Origin of the sequence: Cupriavidus sp. DB3 (assembly GCF_020418465.1) — a bacterium.
Classification (GTDB): domain Bacteria; phylum Pseudomonadota; class Gammaproteobacteria; order Burkholderiales; family Burkholderiaceae; genus Cupriavidus; species Cupriavidus cauae.
The window spans coordinates 50,721-72,708 of the sequence record NZ_JAIZPL010000008.1 but is presented as its reverse complement, the minus strand read 5'-3'; the positions used below and the strand labels follow the sequence as shown (position 1 = coordinate 72,708).

19 protein-coding genes are annotated in these 21,988 nt (G+C 68.1%); 10 read left to right on the top strand and 9 right to left on the bottom strand.

Annotated features, from left to right (window positions below; genetic code table 11):
- Positions 1 to 50 precede the first annotated feature (50 nt).
- On the bottom strand, positions 51 to 890 hold the full coding sequence (locus tag K7G19_RS22640) for a FadR/GntR family transcriptional regulator (RefSeq protein ID WP_149319556.1): 840 nt from the start codon (positions 888 to 890) through the stop codon (positions 51 to 53).
- A gap of 321 nt (positions 891 to 1,211) precedes the next feature.
- Here K7G19_RS22640 and K7G19_RS22635 point away from each other — a divergent pair, with 321 nt between their 5' ends.
- From K7G19_RS22635 to K7G19_RS22605, 7 genes are all read left to right on the top strand, one after another.
- Positions 1,212 to 2,414, top strand: a complete 1,203-nt coding sequence (locus K7G19_RS22635) for an ABC transporter substrate-binding protein (RefSeq protein ID WP_226109274.1) — start codon at positions 1,212 to 1,214, stop codon at positions 2,412 to 2,414.
- A 105-nt stretch (positions 2,415 to 2,519) separates the two neighbouring features.
- Positions 2,520 to 3,377, top strand: a complete 858-nt coding sequence (locus K7G19_RS22630; protein ID WP_226109273.1) for a branched-chain amino acid ABC transporter permease — start codon at positions 2,520 to 2,522, stop codon at positions 3,375 to 3,377.
- Positions 3,377 to 4,390 carry a branched-chain amino acid ABC transporter permease gene (locus tag K7G19_RS22625; RefSeq protein ID WP_226109407.1) on the top strand — a complete coding sequence of 338 codons (1,014 nt, stop codon included), beginning with the start codon at positions 3,377 to 3,379 and terminating at the stop codon, positions 4,388 to 4,390. The genes K7G19_RS22630 and K7G19_RS22625 overlap by 1 nt, the downstream gene beginning before the upstream one ends.
- Positions 4,387 to 5,154 carry an ABC transporter ATP-binding protein gene (locus tag K7G19_RS22620; RefSeq protein WP_149319559.1) on the top strand — a complete coding sequence of 256 codons (768 nt, stop codon included), beginning with the start codon at positions 4,387 to 4,389 and terminating at the stop codon, positions 5,152 to 5,154. Before K7G19_RS22625 ends, K7G19_RS22620 begins: the two co-directional genes overlap by 4 nt.
- 2 nt (positions 5,155 to 5,156) lie before the next feature.
- A complete protein-coding gene (locus K7G19_RS22615; RefSeq protein WP_226109406.1) occupies positions 5,157 to 5,858 on the top strand; it encodes an ABC transporter ATP-binding protein in 702 nt (233 codons plus the stop codon).
- 33 nt (positions 5,859 to 5,891) lie between these two features.
- Positions 5,892 to 7,268 (top strand): Zn-dependent hydrolase, encoded by a 1,377-nt coding sequence (locus K7G19_RS22610; RefSeq protein WP_226109272.1) that lies wholly within the window; start codon positions 5,892 to 5,894, stop codon positions 7,266 to 7,268.
- A gap of 97 nt (positions 7,269 to 7,365) precedes the next feature.
- Positions 7,366 to 8,844 (top strand): M81 family metallopeptidase, encoded by a 1,479-nt coding sequence (locus tag K7G19_RS22605; protein WP_226109271.1) that lies wholly within the window; start codon positions 7,366 to 7,368, stop codon positions 8,842 to 8,844.
- Between the two features lie 69 nt (positions 8,845 to 8,913).
- Here K7G19_RS22605 and K7G19_RS22600 read toward each other — a convergent pair whose 3' ends face one another.
- The 4 genes from K7G19_RS22600 to K7G19_RS22585 form a co-directional block, all read right to left on the bottom strand.
- Positions 8,914 to 9,453, bottom strand: a complete 540-nt coding sequence (locus K7G19_RS22600) for a DUF3597 domain-containing protein (RefSeq protein ID WP_226109270.1) — start codon at positions 9,451 to 9,453, stop codon at positions 8,914 to 8,916.
- A gap of 253 nt (positions 9,454 to 9,706) precedes the next feature.
- Positions 9,707 to 11,266 (bottom strand): methyl-accepting chemotaxis protein, encoded by a 1,560-nt coding sequence (locus K7G19_RS22595; RefSeq protein ID WP_149319562.1) that lies wholly within the window; start codon positions 11,264 to 11,266, stop codon positions 9,707 to 9,709.
- A gap of 203 nt (positions 11,267 to 11,469) precedes the next feature.
- Positions 11,470 to 12,441 carry a tripartite tricarboxylate transporter substrate binding protein gene (locus K7G19_RS22590; protein ID WP_226109269.1) on the bottom strand — a complete coding sequence of 324 codons (972 nt, stop codon included), beginning with the start codon at positions 12,439 to 12,441 and terminating at the stop codon, positions 11,470 to 11,472.
- Positions 12,442 to 12,606: 165 nt separating this feature from the next.
- Positions 12,607 to 13,731 (bottom strand): muconate/chloromuconate family cycloisomerase, encoded by a 1,125-nt coding sequence (locus K7G19_RS22585; RefSeq protein WP_226109268.1) that lies wholly within the window; start codon positions 13,729 to 13,731, stop codon positions 12,607 to 12,609.
- Positions 13,732 to 13,852: 121 nt separating this feature from the next.
- On the opposite strand from K7G19_RS22585, the gene K7G19_RS22580 reads away from it, so the two are divergent.
- Positions 13,853 to 14,809 (top strand): LysR family transcriptional regulator, encoded by a 957-nt coding sequence (locus tag K7G19_RS22580; RefSeq protein WP_226109266.1) that lies wholly within the window; start codon positions 13,853 to 13,855, stop codon positions 14,807 to 14,809.
- A 47-nt stretch (positions 14,810 to 14,856) separates the two neighbouring features.
- Here K7G19_RS22580 and K7G19_RS22575 read toward each other — a convergent pair whose 3' ends face one another.
- Positions 14,857 to 15,744: a LysR substrate-binding domain-containing protein gene (locus tag K7G19_RS22575; RefSeq protein ID WP_226109264.1), complete on the bottom strand. Its 888-nt coding sequence runs from the start codon at positions 15,742 to 15,744 to the stop codon at positions 14,857 to 14,859.
- A 136-nt stretch (positions 15,745 to 15,880) separates the two neighbouring features.
- Between K7G19_RS22575 and K7G19_RS22570 the strand changes: the two genes are divergently transcribed.
- Positions 15,881 to 16,606, top strand: coding sequence for a glutathione S-transferase family protein (locus K7G19_RS22570; protein ID WP_226109262.1), 726 nt, complete (start codon positions 15,881 to 15,883; stop codon positions 16,604 to 16,606).
- A 258-nt stretch (positions 16,607 to 16,864) separates the two neighbouring features.
- On the opposite strand, the gene aqpZ is transcribed toward K7G19_RS22570, so the two are convergent.
- Both aqpZ and K7G19_RS22560 read right to left on the bottom strand, forming a co-directional pair.
- Positions 16,865 to 17,563 (bottom strand): aquaporin Z, encoded by a 699-nt coding sequence (gene aqpZ, locus K7G19_RS22565; protein WP_053823523.1) that lies wholly within the window; start codon positions 17,561 to 17,563, stop codon positions 16,865 to 16,867.
- Positions 17,564 to 17,823: 260 nt separating this feature from the next.
- Positions 17,824 to 18,522, bottom strand: a complete 699-nt coding sequence (locus K7G19_RS22560) for a hypothetical protein (protein ID WP_226109260.1) — start codon at positions 18,520 to 18,522, stop codon at positions 17,824 to 17,826.
- 422 nt (positions 18,523 to 18,944) lie between these two features.
- Between K7G19_RS22560 and K7G19_RS22555 the strand changes: the two genes are divergently transcribed.
- A complete protein-coding gene (locus K7G19_RS22555) occupies positions 18,945 to 19,193 on the top strand; it encodes a hypothetical protein (RefSeq protein ID WP_149319576.1) in 249 nt (82 codons plus the stop codon).
- A 33-nt stretch (positions 19,194 to 19,226) separates the two neighbouring features.
- Here K7G19_RS22555 and K7G19_RS22550 read toward each other — a convergent pair whose 3' ends face one another.
- Positions 19,227 to 21,788 carry a response regulator gene (locus K7G19_RS22550; RefSeq protein WP_226109258.1) on the bottom strand — a complete coding sequence of 854 codons (2,562 nt, stop codon included), beginning with the start codon at positions 21,786 to 21,788 and terminating at the stop codon, positions 19,227 to 19,229.
- Positions 21,789 to 21,988: the final 200 nt, after the last annotated feature.

Genomic DNA, 21,988 nt, shown 5'->3' with positions numbered 1-21,988 from the left:
GTGCCCCTTGGGAGGGAAAAAGCGCCTGCCTGGCGCGGCGTCGCGGCGCCTCAGCTCGTCTGCTCGGGCTCCCGGTCGCGCGGGCGTACCACCAGCGAACGGCGCGGCAATTCCGAATCGAGCACCAGGCGCCCGTGCACGCGCCCGTTCATCCGCGTGATGTGGCGCGTGCAGTCCTGCATATGCGCGGCCATCAGCTTGCGCACCTGCTCGGCATCGCGCGCGCGGGCCGCGGCGACGATCTTCTTGTGGAAGCGGACATTGGACGCGCCGAACTTCTCGTGCTCGCAGGCCGGCGTGTCGTTGCCGAACACCACCAGCTGCCGCAGCATCTCGTTGATCAGCTCGCAGCAGAACCGCAGCATCGGATTCGGATTGGCCGCGGCCAGGATGTCGTGGAAGCTCAGGTCCTCCTGGCGCTGGTCCAGCGGCGCCGCCGCCGAGGCCGAGGTGGGGTCGCACAGGTCGATCGTATGTTCGAGCGCGCGGAAGTCGTCCTCGGTCAGATGCGGCACCGCGCCGGCGGCCAGCTCCGGCTCCAGCAGCCGGCGCACCGTATAGACGTCGGCAATGCCGACGTCCTTGAAGAACAGGTAGTTCTGCATCAGCTGGAAGGTGCGGTCCAGCGGCACCTCGACGATGGTGCCGCCGCCGGCCGGGCCGGTGCTGACGCTGATCAGCCCCTGCACCTCGAGCGACTTCAGCGCTTCGCGGATCGTGCTCTTGCTGACGCCGAAGGTCTGCTGCAGCTTGATTTCCTGCGGCAGCTTGTCGCCGGGCTTCAGATCGCGCTCGGTGATCAGGCGCTTCAGTTCCTCCGCCACCAGGTCGGCGCGCTTCTGCTTGCGGATCGCCAGAGCCGGCGCCTTCGCGCCGCGGAACGTCACCATGGATTGTCCTTCCTTTCGTTTGATCGCCATGCCGGTGCGGCATGCGCCTTGCCGGCCCACGGCGCCCTGCAACGGTCCTGCCGCGGTCCATCGCGGTGCGCGCGGCACCGCCATCGCGCATCGGGATCGCGTCCCTGGGCGCAGGTAAACCCTGACCGGCGCTTCATTGACAGTCCCGCAAACCGGCTCCTATGATGCCTTCAACCAGTTTATACGTATAAATAGAATAAACGGGTTCGATTCTTGCTGTAGCGCTGTTGCGATCCTGTCGCGTGCCGGACCTTCCCTTTCGATGGACCCCACAGATCCAAGGAGTGAGCTTTGAATCGTCGTGACGTGCTCAAACTCGGCGCGCTGGCCGCCGTCCCCGCCTCCCTGCTGCGCGCCGGTGCCGTGCTGGCCGCCGACGATGCGATCGAACTCGGTTGCCCGATGCCGATGTCCGGCCCGTTCGCCGCCAACGGCAAGTTCGCCGACCTCGGCATGAAGCTGATCGTCGAGCAGTACGGCAAGGTGCTTGGCAAGCCGTTGCGCTACAGCGTGCTCGATACCGAAGGCAAGCCCGCCACCGCGGTGCGCAAGGTGCAGGAACTGGCGCAGCAGAAGAACGCGCGCTACTTCGCCGGCGGCATCCTGTCGTCGGAATCGCTGGCGATGGGCAAGGAGGCCGAGAAATTCGGCGGGGTGTTCGTCACCACCGCCGGCGCGGACGAGATCACCGGCAAGGACTGCAACCGCGCGACCTTCCGCTGGTCGGTGCCGACCTACGGCGCGATCGAGCGCACCGTGCGCCCGCTGATCGAGTCGATGCCCAAGGCCAAGCGCTGGTACACCATCACGCCGCAATACGTGTTCGGCGAGGGCCTGCTGTCCGCCGCGAAGAACATCTTCAAGGAAAAGGGCATCGAGCACGTGGGCAACAGCTACCACGCGCTCAACGAGAAGGAATTCAGCGGCTATCTGACCAACGCGATCGCGGCCAAGCCCGACGTGCTGCTGATCCTGAACTTCGGCTCGCAATCGGCCGACACGCTGCGCCAGGCGGTCAGCTTCGGCATGAAGAAGAACACGACGATCCTGCTGGCCTGGGCCTCGGGGCTCGAGCAGTTCGAATCGCTGGGCGCGGACCTGTGCGATGGCGTCTATTTCGGCGCGCAGTACTGGCACGGCGTCGATACGCCGCTGAACCGCGATCTGGTGCAGCGCTGCAAGGCCACGTTCAAGTCCAATCCGAACTACAGCCTGGCCGGCTCCTATATCTGTACCAAGCTGATGCTGGACGCGATGGTCAAGGCGGGCAGCGCAGATCCGAAGGCCGTGATCGCGGCGATGGAAGGGCTCAAGTACGAGGGGCTGACCGGCCCCGAGGAAATCCGCGCGGCCGACCACCAGGTGCTGAAGAACTACTACCTGCTCAAGGGCAAGGCCAAGGCCAGGATGAAGGACAAGGACGACTATGCCGACGTGATCAGCGTCGGCAAGGCCTTCCTGCCGCCCGAGCAGACCCAGTGCAAGATGGCGTAAGCCTCTGCCACCGGGTTGTCTCCTCTCGACGACCGCTCCCCAACCCTCTCCCCTTGATCGGGAGAGGGCGCCCGCCAACGCGATAGCCAAAGCGAAAAGCGCTTCATGAACGTCTACCTGTTGCAGGTCATCAACGGCATCGGCATCGGCATGCTGTATTTCCTGCTGGCCGTCGGACTGTCGATCGTCTTCGGCCTGCTGCGTTTCGTCAATTTCGCGCACGGCGCCTTCTATGCGCTCGGCGCCTATCTGTGCTTCCAGGCGCTGCAGCTGGGCATGAACTTCTGGGCCGCGCTGGTGGTGGCGCCGCTGGTGATCGGCGCGCTTGCCTGGCTGGTCGAGCGCGTGATGCTGCGCCACGTCTACGCCCAGCCCCATGAGTTCCATATCCTGGTGACGGTCGGCCTCGCGCTCGCGGTGCAGGAGCTGATCATCGTCGGCTGGGGCCCGCTCGGTGTCGACGTGCCGCCGCCCGACGCGCTGCAGGGCGTGGTGATGTGGGGCGACTTCATCTATCCGAAGTACCGGCTGTTCGTGATCGCCTTCACCGCGCTGCTGGCGGTGGCGCTGTGGTGGCTGCTGGAGGGCACGCGGCTGGGCAGCGCGGTGCGCGCCGGCAGCGAATCGACCGAGATGGTGTCGCTGCTCGGCATCAACGTGTTCCGGCTGTTCAGCCTGATGTTCGCGCTGGGCGCGGCGACGGCGGCGATCGCGGGCGTGCTGGCCGCGCCGATCCGCGGCGCCGAACCGTTCATGGGCGTCGAGGCGCTGGGCGTGGCCTTCATCGTGGTGGTGGTCGGCGGCATGGGCAGTTTCACCGGCGCGCTGATCGGCGGCCTGCTGGTCGGCGTGGTGCAAAGCCTGATGAGCACGCTGTGGCCCGAGGGCGCGCGGCTGATGATCTATGTCGCGATGGCCGCGGTGCTGCTGCTGCGTCCGCACGGCCTGCTGGGGAGGGGATGATGGCGTATCGATTCTGGTGGCTCGCGCTGGCCGTCACGCTGCTGCTGCCGCTGACGCTGCGCTCCGGCACGCTGGCGACCGAGGTGCTGATCTACGCGATGGCGGTGATGGCGTGCAATCTGCTGCTCGGCTACACCGGCCTGCTGTCGTTCGGCCAGGGCATCTTCTTCGGCCTGGGCAGCTATTCGCTCGGGCTGGCGCTGACCCGCATCGCGCTGCCGGTGCCGCTGTCGCTCGCGTTGGCGATTGCCATCGGTGCGGCCGCGGCGGCGCTGGTCGGCTGGTTCTCGATCCGGCAGCGCGGTACCTACTTCGTGATGCTGACGCTGGCGTTCTCGCAGATGTTCTACTTCCTGGCCTATTCGGTGCCGTCGCTGACCGGCGGCGACAACGGCCTGCTGGACATCCCGCGGCCCGCGCTGTCGATCGCCGGCCGCGAGCTGGTCTCGCTGGCCTCGCCGTGGCAGTTCTACGGCTTCGTCGCGGTGCTGTTCCTGCTGGTGTTCTTTCTGGTGCTGCGCGTTACCGATTCGGTGTTCGGCCGCACGCTGCTGGCGATCCGCGACAACGAGGAGCGCGCGCTGGCGGTCGGCTACAACATCAAGGCATTCAAGCTGCTGGCCTTCGTGATCTCGGGCGCTGTAACGGGGCTTGCCGGCGGCCTGCACGCGATGCTGACCGGCATCGCGCCGCTGGCCAATATCGACTACCACGTCAGCGAGATGATCCTGATCATGACGGTGATCGGCGGCACCGCCAACGTGTTCGCCTCGGTGCTGGGCGCGGCGTTCTACGTGCTGCTGGCCGACTGGCTGTCGACGCTGTGGCCGCGCTGGCTGATGCTGCTGGGCTTCCTGCTGATCGCGGTGAGCCTCTTCATGCAGCGCGGCCTGTGGGGCCTGGGCACGACGATATGGCTGCGGCTGCGCGGCATCCGCCGCGAGCCGGCCGCGATCGGCCCCGACACGGAAGCCGCCACGAAAATCGTCACCACGGGAGAGGAACGCGCATGACAGTCCCGATCCTCGAAGCCACCGGCGTGGTCAAGCAATACGGCAAGTTCATGGCGCTCGGCGGCGTGGACCTGCGCGTGATGCCGGGCACCGTGCATTCGGTGATCGGGCCGAACGGCGCCGGCAAGACCACGCTGTTCCATATGCTGACCGGCACGCGCAGCGTCACCAGCGGGCGCATCGTCTTTGACGGACACGACGTCACCGGCGAGACCGACTACCAGCGCGTGCAGCGCGGCATCGCACGCTCGTTCCAGGTCACCAGCCTGTTCCCCAGCCTGCCGGTGCGCGAGAACCTGCGGCTCGCCGCGCTCGGCACGCAGCCGCGGCGCGCGATGAACTGCTGGCGGCGGCCGGTCGGCGAGCTGGCATGTACGGACACCGTGGAACGCGTGCTGGAGCGGCTGGAGCTGACCCGCGTCGCCGATGCCGTGGCCGGTGCGCTGTCGCACGGCCAGCAGCGGCGGCTCGAGGTCGGCATGGCGCTGGCCGCGCGGCCGCGCGCGATCTTCCTGGACGAGCCGACCTCGGGCATGGGCGTCGACGATCTCGGCGCGATGAAGCGGCTGATCCGCGGACTGGCCGAGGACCATACCGTCGTGCTGATCGAGCACAACATGGACATCGTGATGGACATCTCCGACACCATCACCGTGATGCAGCAGGGCAAGGTGCTGATGGAAGGCCCGCCCGACAGCGTGCGCGGCGATCCGCGCGTACGCGCGGCCTATCTCGGCAACATGATCACCGGAGGCCAGCGATGACGATGCTCGATGTGCAAGCCATCCATGCCTACTACGGCAAGAGCCACGTGCTGCAGGGCGTGTCGCTCGCGGTGGGCGAGGGCGAACTGGTCACGCTGCTGGGCCGCAACGGCGCCGGCAAGTCGACCACGCTGAAGGCGATCGCCGGCGTGGTGCAGCCGCGCGGCGGCCGTGTGCTGTTTCGCGGCAACGAGATCGGCGGAATGCCGCCGCATCGCATCGCCGCGCAGGGGCTGTGCTTCGTGCCGGAGCATCGCGGCGTCTTCAAGCTGCTGACCGTCGAGGAGAACCTGAAGCTGGGCGCCCGGCGCGATTCCCCGTGGCAGCTCGACGACGTCTACAAGATCTTCCCGCGGCTGCGCGAGCGGCGCCGCAATGGCGGCGCGCAGCTGTCCGGCGGCGAGCAGCAGATGCTGGCGATCGCGCGGGCGCTGATGAACCATCCCCGCCTGCTGATGCTCGACGAGCCGGTGGAAGGGCTGGCGCCGGTGATCGTCGAGGAGATCGTCGCGCAGCTGAAGATGATCAAGGCGGCCGGCGTGCCGATCCTGCTGGTCGAGCAGAACCTGGAGGTCTGCACGCAGCTGGCCGACCGGCACGTGATCATCGAGCAGGGCGCCGTGGTCTATACCGGCACCAATGCGCAATTCATCGCCGACGAGGCGGTCAAGGACCGCTATCTCGGCGTCGGCCTGGCGGCTTGAATCGAACGATGTAGCGGACGCGAATTGACGGACATGGCAGAAGACACCACCACCAACACAAAGGCCGGCAACCGGCAGGCCAGCAGCACGCAGATTGGCAACCCGCAGATCGGCACCCCCCAGGCAGGCACCGCCCCCGCCGGCAACGTGCGACGAGGCGCCGCGCACGCCGGCACCGCGTCGCTGCGCGTCGACGGCGCCCGGCTGTGGGACGCGCTGATGCGGCTGGCGCGGATCGGCGCGACGCCCAGGGGCGGAGTCTGCCGCCTTGCACTGACCGATCTCGACCGGCAGGGCCGCGACTTCTTCGTCGCCGAGGCCGAGGCGATCGGCTGCACGGTCCGCGTCGATGCGATCGGCAACATCTTTGCACGCCGGCCGGGCCGCGACGACTCGCTGCCGCCGGTGATGACCGGCAGCCATATCGATACGCAGCCGACCGGCGGCAAGTTCGACGGCAACTATGGCGTGCTGGCCGGCCTCGAAGTGTTGCGTACGCTGGCCGACGCCGGCATCGTCACCGATGCGCCGCTCGAGGTCGCGGTGTGGACCAACGAGGAAGGCTCGCGATTCGTGCCGGTGATGATGGGCTCCGGCGCCTTCATCGGCGAATTCGCGCTGGACCATGTGCTGGCGCAGACGGACCGCGATGGCGTCCGCGTCGGCGACGCGCTGAAGGAAATCGGCTATGCAGGCGCCGAGCCCGTGGGTGGCCGCGCCGTCGGGGCCTATTTCGAGGCCCATATCGAGCAGGGGCCGGTGCTGGAGGCGAACGACACCGTGATCGGCGTGGTCACCGGCGCGCTGGGCCAACGCTGGTACGACGTGGTGTTGACCGGCATGGAGGCGCACGCCGGACCGACGCCGATGGCGCTGCGACGCGACGCGCTGCTGGCCGCGTCCGAACTGGTCGGCATCGTCAATCGCATCGCGCTGGATCACCCGCCGCACGGGCGCGGCACGGTCGGCTGCCTGTCGGTCCATCCGGACTCGCGCAACGTGATTCCCGGCCGCGTGACGATGACGGTGGACCTGCGCGCGGCGGACGACACCGTGCTGTCCGCGATGGACGCGGCCCTGCATCGGGCCTGCACCGCGCTGTCCGAACGCTCGGGCATCGATATCGACGTCAGGCAGGTGGTCTACTTCCCGCCGCAGCCGTTCGAGCCAAGGCTGGTGCAGGCCGTGCGCGACGGCGCCGCGCAGCAGGGACTGTCGGCGATGGACGTGGTCAGCGGCGCCGGCCACGATGCCGTCTATCTGGCCCGCGTCGCGCCGACCGCGATGATCTTCGTGCCCTGCAAGGACGGCATCAGCCATAACGAGATCGAGGACGCGCGCCCCGAGCATCTCGAGGCGGGCGCCAACGTGCTGCTGCACGCGATGCTCGACGCCGCGCGCCGGCGCTGATGCCGCCGACCTCGCCGCCGACGCTGAAACGCTGACGGCGCTGACCGCGTCGCCTGACACGGCCTCCGACCCACACCGCACCGACCGGATCCACGCGATGAAAATCCTGATCGCCCGCCTCAATCACGAGACCAATACCTTCTCGCCAGTGCCCACGCCGCTGGGGTCGTTCGATCCGCGCTATGGCGAGGACGGCTACCGCGCCGCGCGCGGCACGCGCACCGCGGCCGGCGCCTTCATCGACCTGGCCGAATCGGCCGGCGCCGAGATCGTGGTGCCGGTGATCGCCGGCGCCAATCCCAGCGGGCGCGTCGCGGCGCAGGCCTATACCGCGCTGTGCGACGCGATCGTCGCGGCCGCGCCGGGCTGCGATGCGGTGATGCTGGACCTGCACGGCGCGATGGTGGCCGAGAACAGCGACGACGGCGAGGGCGACCTGCTCGAACGCCTGCGCGCGGTGCTGCCCGACGCGCCGATCGCGGTCGCGCTGGACCTGCACGGCAACATCACGCAGAAGCTGATCGACCATGTCGACGTGGCGGTCAGCTTCAAGACCTATCCGCACGTCGACATGTACGAGACCGGCGATCACGCGGGCCGGTTGCTGCTGGACCATATCGCGGGCCGCACGAAGCCGGTGGTGGCCTGGCGCCGCCTGCCGCTGCTGACGCATACGCTGTGCAGCCGTACCGATCAGGGTGCGATGCAGCGCGCGGTGGCGGCCGCCAGGGAAGCGGAAGCGCAAGGCATGTTGGGAGTCTCCGTGCTGGCCGGCTTTGGCCTCGCCGATATCGCGGCCCCTTGCCTCAGCGTGATCGTGGTCGGTGACGGCGATGCGGCCGCCGCCGATGCGGTGGCGCAGCGCATTGCCCAGCAGATCTGGGACGACCGCGCCGGCTTCGTCTATCGCAGCGAGCCGCTGGCGCAGTCGATCGCGCACGCAGCCAAACTTGCCGACGCGCCGGGGGAAGGCCCGGTGCTGTTGCTCGACCACGGCGACAACTGCATGTCAGGCGGCACCTGCGACAACATGGCCGTGCTGCACGAAGCGCTGGCGCAGGGCTTGAGCGGCATCGCGGTCGGGCCGGTGTGCGACCCGGAGGCGGTGGCGGCGCTGGTCGCGGCCGGGGTCGGCGCCACGGTGACCCTGCCGGTCGGCGACAAGGTGGCCCTGACCCAGCTGGGCGTCTATCCGCAATCGAAGCCGCTGACCGGCAAGGTCGCCGCACTCGGCGATGGCGAATACGTGATCAGCGGACCCACCTATACCGGCCAGCGCATCCGCATGGGGCGCAGCGCGCTGCTCGATATCGGCGCGGCGCGGATCGTGATCGTCGAGACGCCGCAGGAGCATTGGGACCTGGGCATCTTCACGCATATCGGCGTGGACCCGCATCGCGCGCGTTTCCTGCTGCTGAAGTCGCGGATGTACTGCCGGCCGGTGTTCGTGCCGATCGCGCGCGCCGTGGTCGAGTGCGACGGCGAGGGCGTGACCAGCTCGCGCTACGAGCGCTTCCCGTTCCAGCGCGTGGCGCGGCCGGTCTATCCGCTCGACCCGGACACGCGCTGGTCGTAAATCGCTCGCGGTAAAGGAGAACGGGCCGATCCATCGGCCCGCATGTCGCTCAATCTGCCGCGGCAGGCTTCAATCGCGCAATTCCGGCGGCAGCTTGCCGCCGTTGGCCGCGAGCTCCTTCATCACGCGCTTGTGCAGCCATACGTTCATGGCGGCCGAGTCGTTCATGTCGCCGCTGTATTGCAGTTCGCGCGCCAGCTCCTTGCGGTGCTCCAGGCTGCTGTCGATGCCCAGCGCTTTCATGGTGTCGACGATGGACGTGCGCCAGTTCAGTTTCTGGCCGCTCTGCTGCGCCAGGTCGTCGAGGATCTTCTCGACATCGACCTCCGACAGCGGCGCGCTGGCGGCGCCGGTCGCCGTTCCGGCCGCAGTGCTACCCGCCGCAGCGCCGCCCGCCGTGGTGTTGCCGCCGCCGGTGCCCGCCGTCACCGGTGCCGTGGCCGGCGGCGCGGCGCCCTGCGTCTGACCGGCAGCGCCGGTCTGCGGCTGGCCCGCGGTGCCGGTCTGCGGCTGCTGGGCCTGTGTGGATGCCTGCGGGGACGCCTGCGTGGAAGGCTCCGGCCGCGCCTTGCCGCGCAGCCTGTTCAGGATTTCGCCAAAGATGCTCATTGCAGATCCTCCGGTTGCGATGTGCTGCCAAGTACTGGGATGTGCTGGGCTGTGCAGGGGGGCAGCCCGGACGCCGGGCTGCGCCACGCCACCACGCAGGATCCGCGCCACGGCGCGGCGGCCGGTGCTGCCGTGAGGCGGTCTCGGCAAGGCGGGTACTTTTGACAAGGATTGCCGCTTTTTGGGGGCAAAGCCGCGCGCCAAAGCAAAACGGGCCGCATCGCGGCCCGTTCCGTGTTTGTCACTGCACCGATCAGGCCAGTGTCATCTGCGCCGTACCGAGTCGGAACGTCGACACGGCCTGCTTCAGGCGTTGCGCCTGCTCTTCCAGAGAGCCGGCCGCGGCGGCGGCCTGTTCGACCAGCGCGGCGTTCTGCTGCGTCACGGTGTCCATCTGCGTGACGGCCTGGTTCACCTGCTCGATGCCGGCGCTCTGCTCGGCGGATGCGGCGCTGATCTCGCCCATGATGTCGGTCACGCGCTTGACCGCGCCGACGATCTCTTCCATGGTCTGACCGGCTTCCGACACCAGCTGCGAGCCCTTCTCGACGCGCTCGGCCGAATCGTCGATCAGCGACTTGATCTCCTTGGCGGCGGTGGCGCTGCGCTGCGCGAGGCTGCGCACCTCGCCGGCGACCACCGCGAAGCCGCGGCCCTGTTCGCCGGCGCGCGCGGCTTCCACCGCGGCGTTCAGCGCCAGGATATTGGTCTGGAAGGCGATGCTCTCGATCACCGCGATGATGTCGGTGACCTTCTTCGACGCACCGTGGATCTCGTCCATGGTGTCGACCACCTGGCCGACCACGGTGCCGCCCTTGACGGCGATGTCGGAGGCATCGACCGCAAGGCGGCTGGCCTGCTTGGCGTTGTCCGCGTTCTGGCGCACGATGCTGGTCAGCTCTTCCATGCTCGAGGCGGTCTGCTGCAGCGACGCGGCCTGTTCCTCGGTGCGCTGCGACAGGTCGGTATTGCCCGCGGCGATCTGGCCGGTGCCGGTGGCGATGGCCTCGGTGCCCAGGCGCACCTCGTTGACGATGCGCAGCAGGTTGCCGTTCATCTCGGCGAGCGCCTGCAGCAGCTGGCCGGTCTCGTCCTTGCTGTCGACGTCGATGCGCGCGCTGAGGTCGCCGGCGGCGACCGTGCGCGCGATATGGACCGCGCGATGCAGCGGACGCGTGATGCCGCGCGTCAGCCAGACCGCGAAGGCGATGCCGATGGCGAGCACCAGCACGCCCAGGCCGATCAGGCGGTTGCGCGCGGTCTGGTAGACGGCGTTGATATCGCGCGCGGTGGCGTCGATGCTGGCGCGCTGAATGTCGAGCAGCTTCTGGATCTCGGCAAGATAGGCGTCGCCGGCCGGCACGAATTCCTTCTCCAGCACGGTGTTCGCTTCGTCGGTCAGCCCTTCCTGCTTGAGCTTGGTGATCTTGTCGCGCGAGGCGTTGTAGGGCTCGCGCACGCGCAGGATGGTCTGGAACGCCTGCTTCTCGGCGTCGGTGCTCAGCAGCGGCTCGATCTTGTCGCGCAGATCGGCGATCGCCTTGACCGAGCCCTTGGTCTCGTTCGCGAAGAACGCGCCGAGCGTCGGGTCGGAGCTCTTGGCCACCGCGGTGGTGCGGCGCACGCTGGTATGCATGTAGCGGTACCAGTCGCTGACCAGCCGTTCCTTGGCCAGCGGCTGCTGCATCATGTCATGCGTGCGCTCCGCGACCTGCTGCAACCGAAGGATGCCAAGTCCGGTCATCAGCGTGGACAGCAGCAATACCACGCCAAAGCCGATGCCAAGGCGCGCACCTATTCCCAAGTTTTTCATTTCTTCTACCTGATGGACATTGAATCGCGGCGAACAACGCCACGCCCGCGGAAGTCCCGCGTGCGTGGTGCGCATTCGCTCTTCGCTCTTGTGTTGCCGCCCGTTCGCTGACGATTGCTTCGGGGGTCGATGTCAAACAACGGCAGTTGGTAGAAAAACTTGAGGAGAGGGCGTCTCGGCAACGGAGAAACCGGGCAGGGCGGTCAGTCCGCGCGGATGCCCCGCGCGCGGATCAGCTTGCCCCATTTTTCGGTTTCCTTCGCCAGATGCTGCTTCAGCTCGGCGGGCGTGCTGCCGATCGGCTCGGCGCCGATCGCGGCCAGGCGCTTCTGCACCGCGGGCTTGCGCAGCGCGTCGACCATCGCGCGGTTCAGCGTCTCCACCACGGCTGGGGGCGTGCCGGCCGGCACGAACGCGGCGAACCACGGCGACAGCTCGTAGCCCGGCAGGCCGGCCTCTGCCACCGTCGGCACGTTGGGCAGCGTGGCCGAGCGCTTGCTGGTGGTCACCGCGATGGCGGTCAGCTTGCCGGCATCGATATGCGGCTTGGCGGACGTGATGCTGTCGAACATGTAGTCGACCTGGCCGCCGAGCAGGTCGGTGACCGCCGGACCGCTGCCCTTGTAGGGCACGTGCAGCAGCTCGACGCCGGCCATCGACGTGAACAGCTCGCCGGCCAGGTGGATCGAGGTGCCGTTGCCCGCGGACGCATAGGTGTACTTGCCCGGCTGGCTCTTCGCGCTGGCGATCACCTCCGGCACGGTCTTCGCGCTGGTCTTCGCCTTGTTGGCGACCAGGACGTTGGGCACCACGGCCAGCAGCGATACCGGCGCGAAATCCTTGATCGGGTCGTAGCTCAGCTTGCGGTACAGCGCCGGATTGACCGCCATGCCGTTGGCGACGATCAGCATCGTGTAGCCGTCGGCGGGCGAGCGCGAGACCAGTTCGGCGCCGATATTGCCGCCGGCCCCCGGGCGGTTCTCCACGACGATCGATTGGCCCAGCGTTTGCGACATCTCCTCGCCCAGCGTGCGGGCGATATTGTCCATCGCGCCGGCGGCGGGGAAGGGGACGATCCAGCGGATCGGACGTTCGGGGTAGGCGGCCTGCGCGGCCGGCGTGGTGAGGGCCGCGGCGAGGCCGAGGACCACGGTGGCGAGAGTGAGCGACTTCATTGTCTCCGTTCCTTCGTGAAGTTCGAAATTGGCGTGCCTGGCGCGCGTTGGGCGCGCTCGATCGCGTTATCCAGCCGTGATGCGGCGGCGATGCGGCGGCGATGCGGCGCTTGCACGGGCGTGATGCGGCCGCTATGTGGCCGTCATGTGGTTGTTATGGGCGTGTCATGCGCGATCGCGCCGGTAATGCGCGAGCTTGTCCTCGTCCAGTGCCAGACCGAGCCCGGGACCGTCCGGCAGGCGCAGCGCGAAGTCCCGATATGCGGGACGTTCGAGCACCACGTCGTCCTTGAGCAGCAGCGGCCCGAACAGCTCGGTGCCCCAGGCCAGTTGCGGCAGCGTGCAGAAGCCGTGCGCCGCGGCGATGGTGCCGACGCTGCCTTCGAGCATGGTGCCGCCATAGAGCGCGATGCCGGCTGCATCGCCGACCGCGGCGGTGCGCAGCATGCCGAAGATGCCGCCGGACTTGGCGATCTTCAGCGCGAATACATCCGCGGCGCCCAGGCGCGCCAGTTCCATCGCGTCCTCCGGCCCGGTCACCGCTTCGTCGGCCATGATCGGCACCACGAAGCGCGCCGCCAGCCGCGCCAGCCCGACACGATTCTCTCGGGCGATCGGCTGCTCGATCAGGTCGATGCCGGCGGCCTCCAGCATCGCGATGCCGTTGGCCGCGTCCGCCTCGTTCCAGGCCTGATTGACGTCGACCGTCACGCGGGCGCGGTCGCCCAGCGCGCGCTTGATCGCGGCGACATGGGCGACGTCGTCGCGCACGGCACGGCGGCCGATCTTGAGCTTGAAGGTGTCGTGGCGGCGTTCGGCCAGCAGGCGCTCGGCCTCCTCGATATCGCGCGCGGTATCGCCGCTGGCCAGCGTCCACAGCACCGGCAGCGCGTCGCGCACCGCGCCGCCGAGCAGCGTGGCGAGCGGCACGCCGAGCCGCTTGCCCTGTGCGTCGAGCAGCGCGGTTTCCAGCGCCGACTTGGCGAAGCGGTTGCCGCGCGCGACCTTGTTCAGCCGGGCCATCGCGCCATGGACATTGGTGGCGTCCTGGCCGATCAAGGCCGGGGCCAGATAGGTATCGATGGCCAGCTTGATGCCTTCCGGGCTTTCCTCGCCGTAGGACAGGCCGCCGATCGTGGTGGCCTCGCCGATGCCTTCGATGCCGTCGCTCGCGCGCAGCCGCACGATGACCAGCGTCTGCTGCTGCATGGTCGCCATGGCCAGCTGATGCGCGCGGATGGTGGGCAGGTCGACCAGGATCGCGTCGACGGATGTGATGGTGGTTGCCATACCTGGAGGATTGGATTGAGGGTTTGCGGTCGAGTATGCGGCTTGACCGGAGGCCTGTCCAAGACCGAAGATGTCTGATTCCATACCTGTTAGGTATGGATTGAAGTCCAAGGAGGCCACCATGGAACTGCGCCATCTGCGCTATTTCCAGACCGTCGCGCGCGAGCTGAACGTGACCCGCGCCGCCGCGCTGCTGCATATCGCCCAGCCGCCGCTGTCGCGCCAGATCCGCCAGTTCGAGGACGAACTGGGCGTGCCGCTGTTCGAGCGCGTCGGGCGCGGGTTGCGGCTGACCGAGGCGGGGCGCTTTTTGCTCGAACAATCGCTGCAGTTGACGCAGCGGCTCGACGAGATGATCGAAGGCACCCGGCGCATCGGCCGCAACGAGAAGCGCTGGTTCGGCATCGGCTTCGTGCCGTCGGTGCTCTATGGCGTGCTGCCGGACCTGATCCGCGAGTTGCGCGCCGACCAGAGCGAGGTCGAGGTCGGCCTGACGGAAATGATCTCGGTTCAGCAGCTCGAGGCGCTCAAGTCCGGCCGCATCGATCTGGGCTTTGGCCGGCTGGCGCTGAGCGATCCTGCCATCGTGCAGCAGGTCGTGATGGCAGAGCCGCTGGTCGCGGCGCTGCCGGCGCGGGCCGCCCCGCGTGAAGGTGAAGGCGGCGATGGCGGTGGCCGTGGCCGCGTCGGTGGCGATGGCCGTGGGGGTGGCGATGGCGATGGCCCGATGGCGCCGGCCGAACTGGCGCGGCGCGGGCTGATTCTCTATCCCGCGCGTCCGCGGCCCAGCTATGCGGACCACGTGCTGTCGCTGTTCCGCGCCCAGGGGCTGCAGCCGCGCGTGGTGCAGGAGGCGAACGAGCTGCAGACCGCGCTGGGCCTGGTCGCCGCGGGGCTCGGCATCACGCTGGTGCCGGCCTCGGTGCAGCGGTTGCATCGGGACGATGTCCGCTATTGCCCGATCGACGCGCCGGGCTTCGTGTCGCCGGTGATCATGAGCTATCGGGCGGGCGATGCGTCGCCGTTCCTGGCGAGGGCGGTGGCGTGGGTGCGGAGGCAGGCGGAAGCCTCGGGTTGAAACCTCGGGTTGAAACCTCGGGCTGAAACGGGGCCGTCGCCGATCGTTCATTCTTCGGCAAAACACCGCGCCAGAAATTCCACCACCGCCCGTACCGCCGGAAGCTGCCCGCGCCGATGCGGCATCACGACCGACGTCATCACGTGGCCGGCGGTCCAGTCCGGCAGCACGCGCACGATGTCGCCGCGCTGCAGGGCCGCGCGGCAGACCGACAAGGGCAGGCAGGCAATGCCGAGGCCGGCCGCAGCCGCGCTGAGCAGCGCGGTCGATTCGTTGGCGGTCATTCGTGGACGCGGGGTAGCGATGACCGTCTCGCCGTCACGGCTCAGTCGCCAGCTCGTCGCCAGCGGGCGGGTCAGCAGCCCGTCATGGCCGGCCAGCGCCGCGGGCGTCTGCAGCGGGTCGGCGGCGGCGAGATAGCGCGGCGAGGCGACCAGGATGATCGGCTCGGTCGACAGCAGCCGCTGCACCAGTTCGGAATCGGGCAGCGGCGCGAAGTGGCTGCGGATCGCGAGGTCGTAGCCCTCCTGGGCGACATCGACGAAGCGGTCCGACACGTCCAGCTGGAGATGCAGCTTCGGGTAGGCGAGGGCCAGTTCCGGCAGGCGCGGCGCCAAGGTTTGCTGCGCGACCGGTACCGAGGTCGTCAGCCGCACCGTGCCGCTCGGCTCGGCGGCGCGCTGGCGCACCACGTCGTGCGCGGCCTGGGCCTCGATCAGCGCGGCGCGGGCGTGCTCGTGGAAGGCTCGGCCGACGTCCGTCAGCGCGAAGCTGCGCGAGCTGCGGTGGATCAGCCGCGCCCCCAGCCGCTGTTCGAGTTCGGCGACGCGCTTGCTCAGCGTCGACTTCGGGATGCCGAGCTGGCGGGAGGCCGCGGCAAAGCCGCCGTGCTCGACGGCGGCGACGAACAGCGAGAGGTCATTCAGGTTGAGCATGGGTGTCCGCAGCAACGCATCAAAGTCCATATATATGGACGTTGCGTTGAATTTTTGCCGACTACCGCTTCAATGTCCACAAATCTATAGTCTCTCCATCGACCCGATGCCCGGGTCCTTCACTCGGAGAAACAACTTGACCCCCATCCTCTTCTATGGCGTTCCGTCGGGATGCTCGTTCGGTTCGATCGTCGCGCTCGAATGGCTGGGCCAGCCGTATCGGCTGTCCCGCATCGAGATGCCGGAGGTGGTGACCAGCGAGGCCTTCCGCCGCATCAACCCGGTGGGCGAGACGCCGGCGTTGGCCACCGATGCCGGCGCAATCGTGACAGAAAGCATGGCGATCATGAACTGGATCGGCGCGCGCGGCATCGACAGCGCGCTCGGCTTTGCCCAGGGCACACCGGAATTCGACCGGCTCAACCAGATGCTGGCCTACCTGAACACGACCTTCTTCAACGCCTTCGTGCCGCTGTGGCATCTATACGAGCACGCCAGCGACGACACCACCAAGGCGGTGCTGCGCGAGTTCGGGCGGGTGAAGGTGGAGAAGGCGCATGCGCAGCTGAACGCGATGCTGGGCGATCGCCGCTGGCTGCTGGGCGACCGGCGCACGGTGGCCGACGCGTACTTCGCCGGGATTGCGCGCTGGACCGACTACCACGGCGTCGTAAACCGCGCGGACTACCCGAACCTGGATCGGCTCTATCGGCAGCTGCAGGAGGATCCGGCGGTGCGCTTCGCGCATGGGATCGAGGCGCAGGCCGAGGTGAAGTCGGCCGGCGGCTTCGCCGGCCATGTGGAACTGGAGCAGGCTTGGGCAGGGACCCTGGCCGCGCGCCAGCAGCGGCTGGCGGCTTGAAGCTTGAGGCTGAGGCTTGAGGCTGAGAACTGAGACTGAGACTGAGACTGAGGCTTGAGGCTTGAGGCTTGAGGCTTGAGGCTTGAGGCTTGAGGCTGAGAACTGAGGCTGAGGCTGAGGCTTGAGGCTGAGAACTGAGGCTGAGGCTGAGGCTGAGGCTCGAGGCTTGAGGCTCGAGGCTCAGCCTCGCTGAGCCGAGGCTTGTGGCGCGGCCGGCGGGGATGTCGCCGGCCATCCCCGCAGTACCTTGGTGTTCGCTTACTCGTCGTCGCTGTACAGCACGCGGCCGACCACGCCGGCGGCGATTGCACCGACGATCGGCGCCACCCAGAACAGCCACAGCTGATGCAGCGCCATGCCGCCCACCATCAGCGCCGGGCCGGTCGAGCGGGCCGGGTTGACCGAGGTGTTCGACACCGGGATCGTGACCAGGTGGATCAGCGTCAGGCACAGGCCGATCGCAAGCGGCGCCAGCGCGCCGTGCGCGCGTTGCGCGGTCGCGCCCAGGATGATCAGCACGAAGAAGAAGGTGGCCAGCACCTCGGTGGCGAACACCGGCATCATGCCGAAGCCGGAGGGCGAGCCGGCGTCGAAGCCGTTGGCGGCCAGGCCGCTTACGGTCACGTCGAAGCCGGGCTTGGCGTCCATCAGCTGCAGCAGCGCCAGCGCGGCGAGCGCGCCGCCGATCACCTGCGCCACGATATAGACCGGCGCTTCCTTCCACGGGAAGCGCCCCGCGGTGGCCAGGCCAACCGTCACGGCCGGGTTCAGATGGCATCCTGACACCGGACCCACCGCATAGGCCATGGTCAGCACGGTCAGGCCGAAGGCCAGCGAGACACCGGCAAAGCCGATGCCCAGGTGCGGAAATGCGGCCGCGAGCACGGCCGAGCCGCAGCCGCCGAAGACGAGCCAGAACGTGCCGAAGGCTTCGGCAAGGGGGCGCTTGAAGTGCATGGATCCTTCTCCCGATTGTTTTGAGGCGCGCCGCACGGACACGCGAGGGCGACGTCCGAAAGGTCGCAGCGTGCGGGAGGATTCTAGGTGCCGGTTACGGCGATGTCATGACTCAGGGCGCACTCTTTGCAGTCGTTCACAATTGGCCGGATGAGTGAGACAGGCTTGAACCCAACGTGAATGCTCTCGTGCCAGCCGATGTCTCGAATGCGGGCTGTCAGCAACGGCGCTGGTGGGAGGCGGCTTTCGAGTGGAATGCGTCATGCTTCCTCAGGCTCGAAGCAGGGCTGCACCTTCGTCCGGCATGCCGCGAATGCGGCCGCCGACAGCGCCCCGTCGAAAGGGTCGCAATGCGTCAGCAAGCAGGCTGTGGCCGGACAAAGCGAGCGGACAACGCGGTCGATATCCTGCTTGCGTTGTGCCAAGTCGGGGAGGTGGGCCACGCGTTCCCAATGGGACACCCGATTGCGCAGTGTTCGTAGCGGTTGCAAGAGAGCACTGATTGCGTTGCGTTGTCGCAGGTGCCGCGGCGCATGCGGGAAGATGGCTCTCAGCAGATCTGGTTGGGCGCGCCAGTAGGCCTCGTAGTACCCCGCAAACAAGCCCGCCCAGAACCCCATTGTCAGTTCGGCAACTAATCGATCTGGTGTTTCGGTCTTTTGTGCCTTGTGAAGGGTTGTGCGCGCGACCGCAATCTGGCCGATCTGCTTGTACCCGAGCCACTCCGCCGTGTCGTACCACGTCGCGGTGCCGTATTTCGCCGAAAAGGCGCTGTGGATATTGTTGCGAAGCGCCACCTCCAGCACGTGCAAAGCCGGAGACAAGCGCATCGCGACATCCATGTTGTGTGCATAGCGCGTGGCGATGTCGAGTTTCGAAGGGGCCGGTTCGCCATCGTGGTAGGCGTGCAATCGAGCCACCGAGAAGGTGCGCTGAAGCGCCGGGTAGAAGCCTTGCATGGGGATTCCGTCCTGCTATACTCGCCGAGTAATCCCCGGCAAGGTCTTCTCCTGGCCACGACCCGCGCAAGCGGGGTGCCAAACAGTCAGTGCTCAGACTCCGGGGCTGGGATTGGAAAAGGGCGCCTAATAAGCGCCCTTTTCGCATTTGTGCGTGCCGTTAGGCACAAAGACTGATCTTAGCTTCGGGACGCCGACGTTACATCCGCTTCTTGCTTGCAAAGCAGTGGGGCTTGTTGCATTCCAATAGTGTGGCGACGAAATCGAACGCGGTTTGTGGGCCGGCTCGATTGGGTTCTCGCTGTTGCCGGCCCGCCCCGCATCGCAGCATGACAACGCATCGACCGACGCCGAGGATTTCGGTCGGGGTTGTCCGCTTGCGAGCGATTCGGACGTCGCGAAGTTTCCGCTGCGAGAACCGCATGTACAAAGTCTATTGGACCACCTACGACGCCGACGGCGTGCCTGCCGCGCATGCCGAGGACTACGGCCCGGATCAGCTTGCCGCCGTGCTGGCGCGTTGCGAGGCGCTGCGGGCGCGGCAGCGCGCCGGTGAGCCGGTCGGCTTTGTGACGATGGTGTCGGAGAATCCGTATAGCGTCGGGCATCCAGGGGCGGCCGATGTCGAGCCCGGCTATGCCTGGTACAAGCGGCGGCCGCCGCCGCGCTAGGGGCAGCGGGAGGACGCCGACGCTTGCGCCCGACTATTGCATCGCCTCGATGTCCCCCATCCACGGGCCGAGCTCGCGCCGCAAGGTCGACAGGTCGATCGGCTTGCCCAACACGCGCGCACCGGCGATCGGCTCCTGCAGGTCCGCGCCGGCGCCATAGCCGGTCATCAGCACCACATCGATATGCGGCTGCTGCGCGCGCAGCGCTACGGCCAGCGCGTCGCCGGCCATGCCCGGCAGCGTGATATCGGTCAGCAGCACGTCGAAGCGCCGGGCGTCGGCCAGTTGCAGCGCTTCCTCCGCCGAAGCTGCCGCGGCGCAGTCCAGGCCGAAGCCGAGCAGTACTTCCTGCAGTGCCTCGCGCGACGGGACGTCGTCCTCCACCAGCAATACGGTGGCGGCCACGCCATCGCGCCGGGGCTGCGGCAACTGCACAGGCGCCGGCTCGCTCTTGCGCCGATGGGCGTCCAGCACGGCCCGGACCGCGCGGGCCAGATCGTCGCGCCGATAGGGTTTGTTCAGCAGCGTCACCCCGTGGTCGAGCCTGCCCAGGTGAAAGATCTCGTCGCGGGTATAGCCGGAGGCGAACAGCACCGGAATCGGCGGCCGGCGCTGCGCCGCCCGGCGCGCCAGTTCGCCGCCCTTGATGGTGCCGGGCATGATCACGTCGGTGAACAGCAGGTCGATGCCGATGCCGCTGTCGATCAGCGACCAGGCGGCGTCGCCGTTCGGCGCGATGCGCACGCGATAGCCCAGCTGGGCCAGCATCTCGACCGCGGTGATGCGCACGTCGGGATCGTCCTCGACCACCAGGATGGTCTCGCCGCCGCCGACCGGCGCCGGCTCCTGCTCCGCGGTCTCGGGCGTTTCTGCCTCGACGCAGCGGGGGAAGAACATCTGCACCGTGGTGCCGCGGCCGACGGTGCTCTGGATCGCGATATGGCCGCCGCTCTGCTTGACGAAGCCGAACACCATGCTCAGGCCCAGGCCGGTGCCGTGGCCGTCGGCCTTGGTGGTGAAGAAGGGCTCGAAGGCGTGCTCCAGCACGTCGGCGGTCATGCCGGTACCGGTGTCGGCCACGCGAAAGACCACGTAGTCGCCGTCCGGCCGTTCGGGCGCGTTGGTGGTCCAGGTGTCGGCGTCGGAGGATGGCATGCCGTCGAGCACGATATTGGCGGCCGAGATGGTCAGCGTGCCGCCGCCGCGCATCGCGTCGCGGCCGTTGATGGCCAGGTTCAGCAGCGCGTTCTCGAGCTGGTTGCGGTCCGCCTTGATGTTCCACAGGTCGTCGGGCGTCTGCGTCTCGACCTTGATCGCCTCGCCCAGCGCCCGATGCAGGATCTCGGCCATGCCGCCGATCAGCCGGCCGGGATTGACCACCGCCGGCGACAGCGGCTGGCGGCGCGCGAAGGCCAGCAGGTGCGAGGCCAGCTTGGCGCCGCGGCGCACCGCGTTGGCGGCCGTCGCGATGCGGCCCTGCGCGATCGGGTTGTCGCCGGCTTCGGTGGCGAGCATCTGCAGGTTGCCGCTGATGACCTGCAGCACGTTGTTGAAGTCATGCGCGATGCCGCCGGTCAGGTTGCCGATCGCCTCCATCTTCTGCGCCTGCCGCAGCTGGCCCTCGGCCAGCGCGCGCGCCGCGATCGCGTCGGCGACGCGCTTTTCCAGCGTCTCGGTCAGCTGCCGCAGCGCCTGCTCGGCGAGCTTTCGCTCGTCGATGTCGATCAGCACGCCGGGAAAGCGGTAGGGCTCGCCATGCGAGTCGAACTCGCACTGGCCGTTGGCCTGGACCCACAGATAGCTGTCGTGGGCGCGCCGGATCCGGTATTCGGCGCGGAACGGCGCGCCGGTGCGGATGGCCTCGTCGGTCAGGCGGGCCAGTTCCTCGATGTCGTCCGGGTGGATCACCGCGTTGATGATCGTGCGCGGCACGCCTTGCACAGCCTGGGCCAGTCCGACCGAGAAGGTGCGGGCGAAGCGTTCGTCCCCGGTCAGGGTATCGGAGGCGATGTCCCAGACCCAGGTGCCCAGCACCGCGCCGGTATTGAGCGCCAGCTGCAGCCGTTCGTTGGCCTGCTGCAGCGCCGTCTCGGCTTCCTGCCGCCAGCGCTCGGTCAGCACGCGCTCGGTGGTCTCGACCACCACCGCCAGCACGCCGGAGGGGGCGCCGTCGTCGTTGGCCACCGGGCTGTAGTAGAGGTCCATCCAGACCTCTTCGGGACGTCCGTTGCGCAGCAGCACCAGTTCCTTGTCGCGGAAGGACAGCGTGCCGCCGGCCAGGCAGGTCTGCATCACGTGGCGGTTGAAGTCGGCCACCTCGGGCCACCCCAGTTCGACCGGGCAGCCCAGCAGATACGGATGCCGGCCGCCCGCGAAGACGGCGTAGGCATCGTTGTAGATCATGTAGCCCGGCCGGCCCCACAACATCACCATCGGCACCGGCGAGGCCAGCAGCAGCCGGACCGCGGCGGCCAGGCTGGGCGGCCAGCGGTCGATCGGGCCCAGCTCGGTGGTGGACCAGTCGAACGCGCGGATGCGTTCGGCCATTTCGCCGTGCCAGCCGGAACAGTCGTGATGTTCTGCCAGGAATGGCATGGTGTGAAGCGAGAGTGGCGACAGGGAGATTGTGCTGGCGCAGAAGGCGTTTGCCAATGCCGGCGCCCCGGGGAGGGCGGCTCCGCGGACCCACCCCTATATATAGAGAGGCCAGAGCCGCGGAGGCGCATCGTCGCGAGCGCGTTGTCTAGTGGCGGTCGAGCGCGCAGTCGAGCGGAGGGTGGAGCGGACGGTCGCGC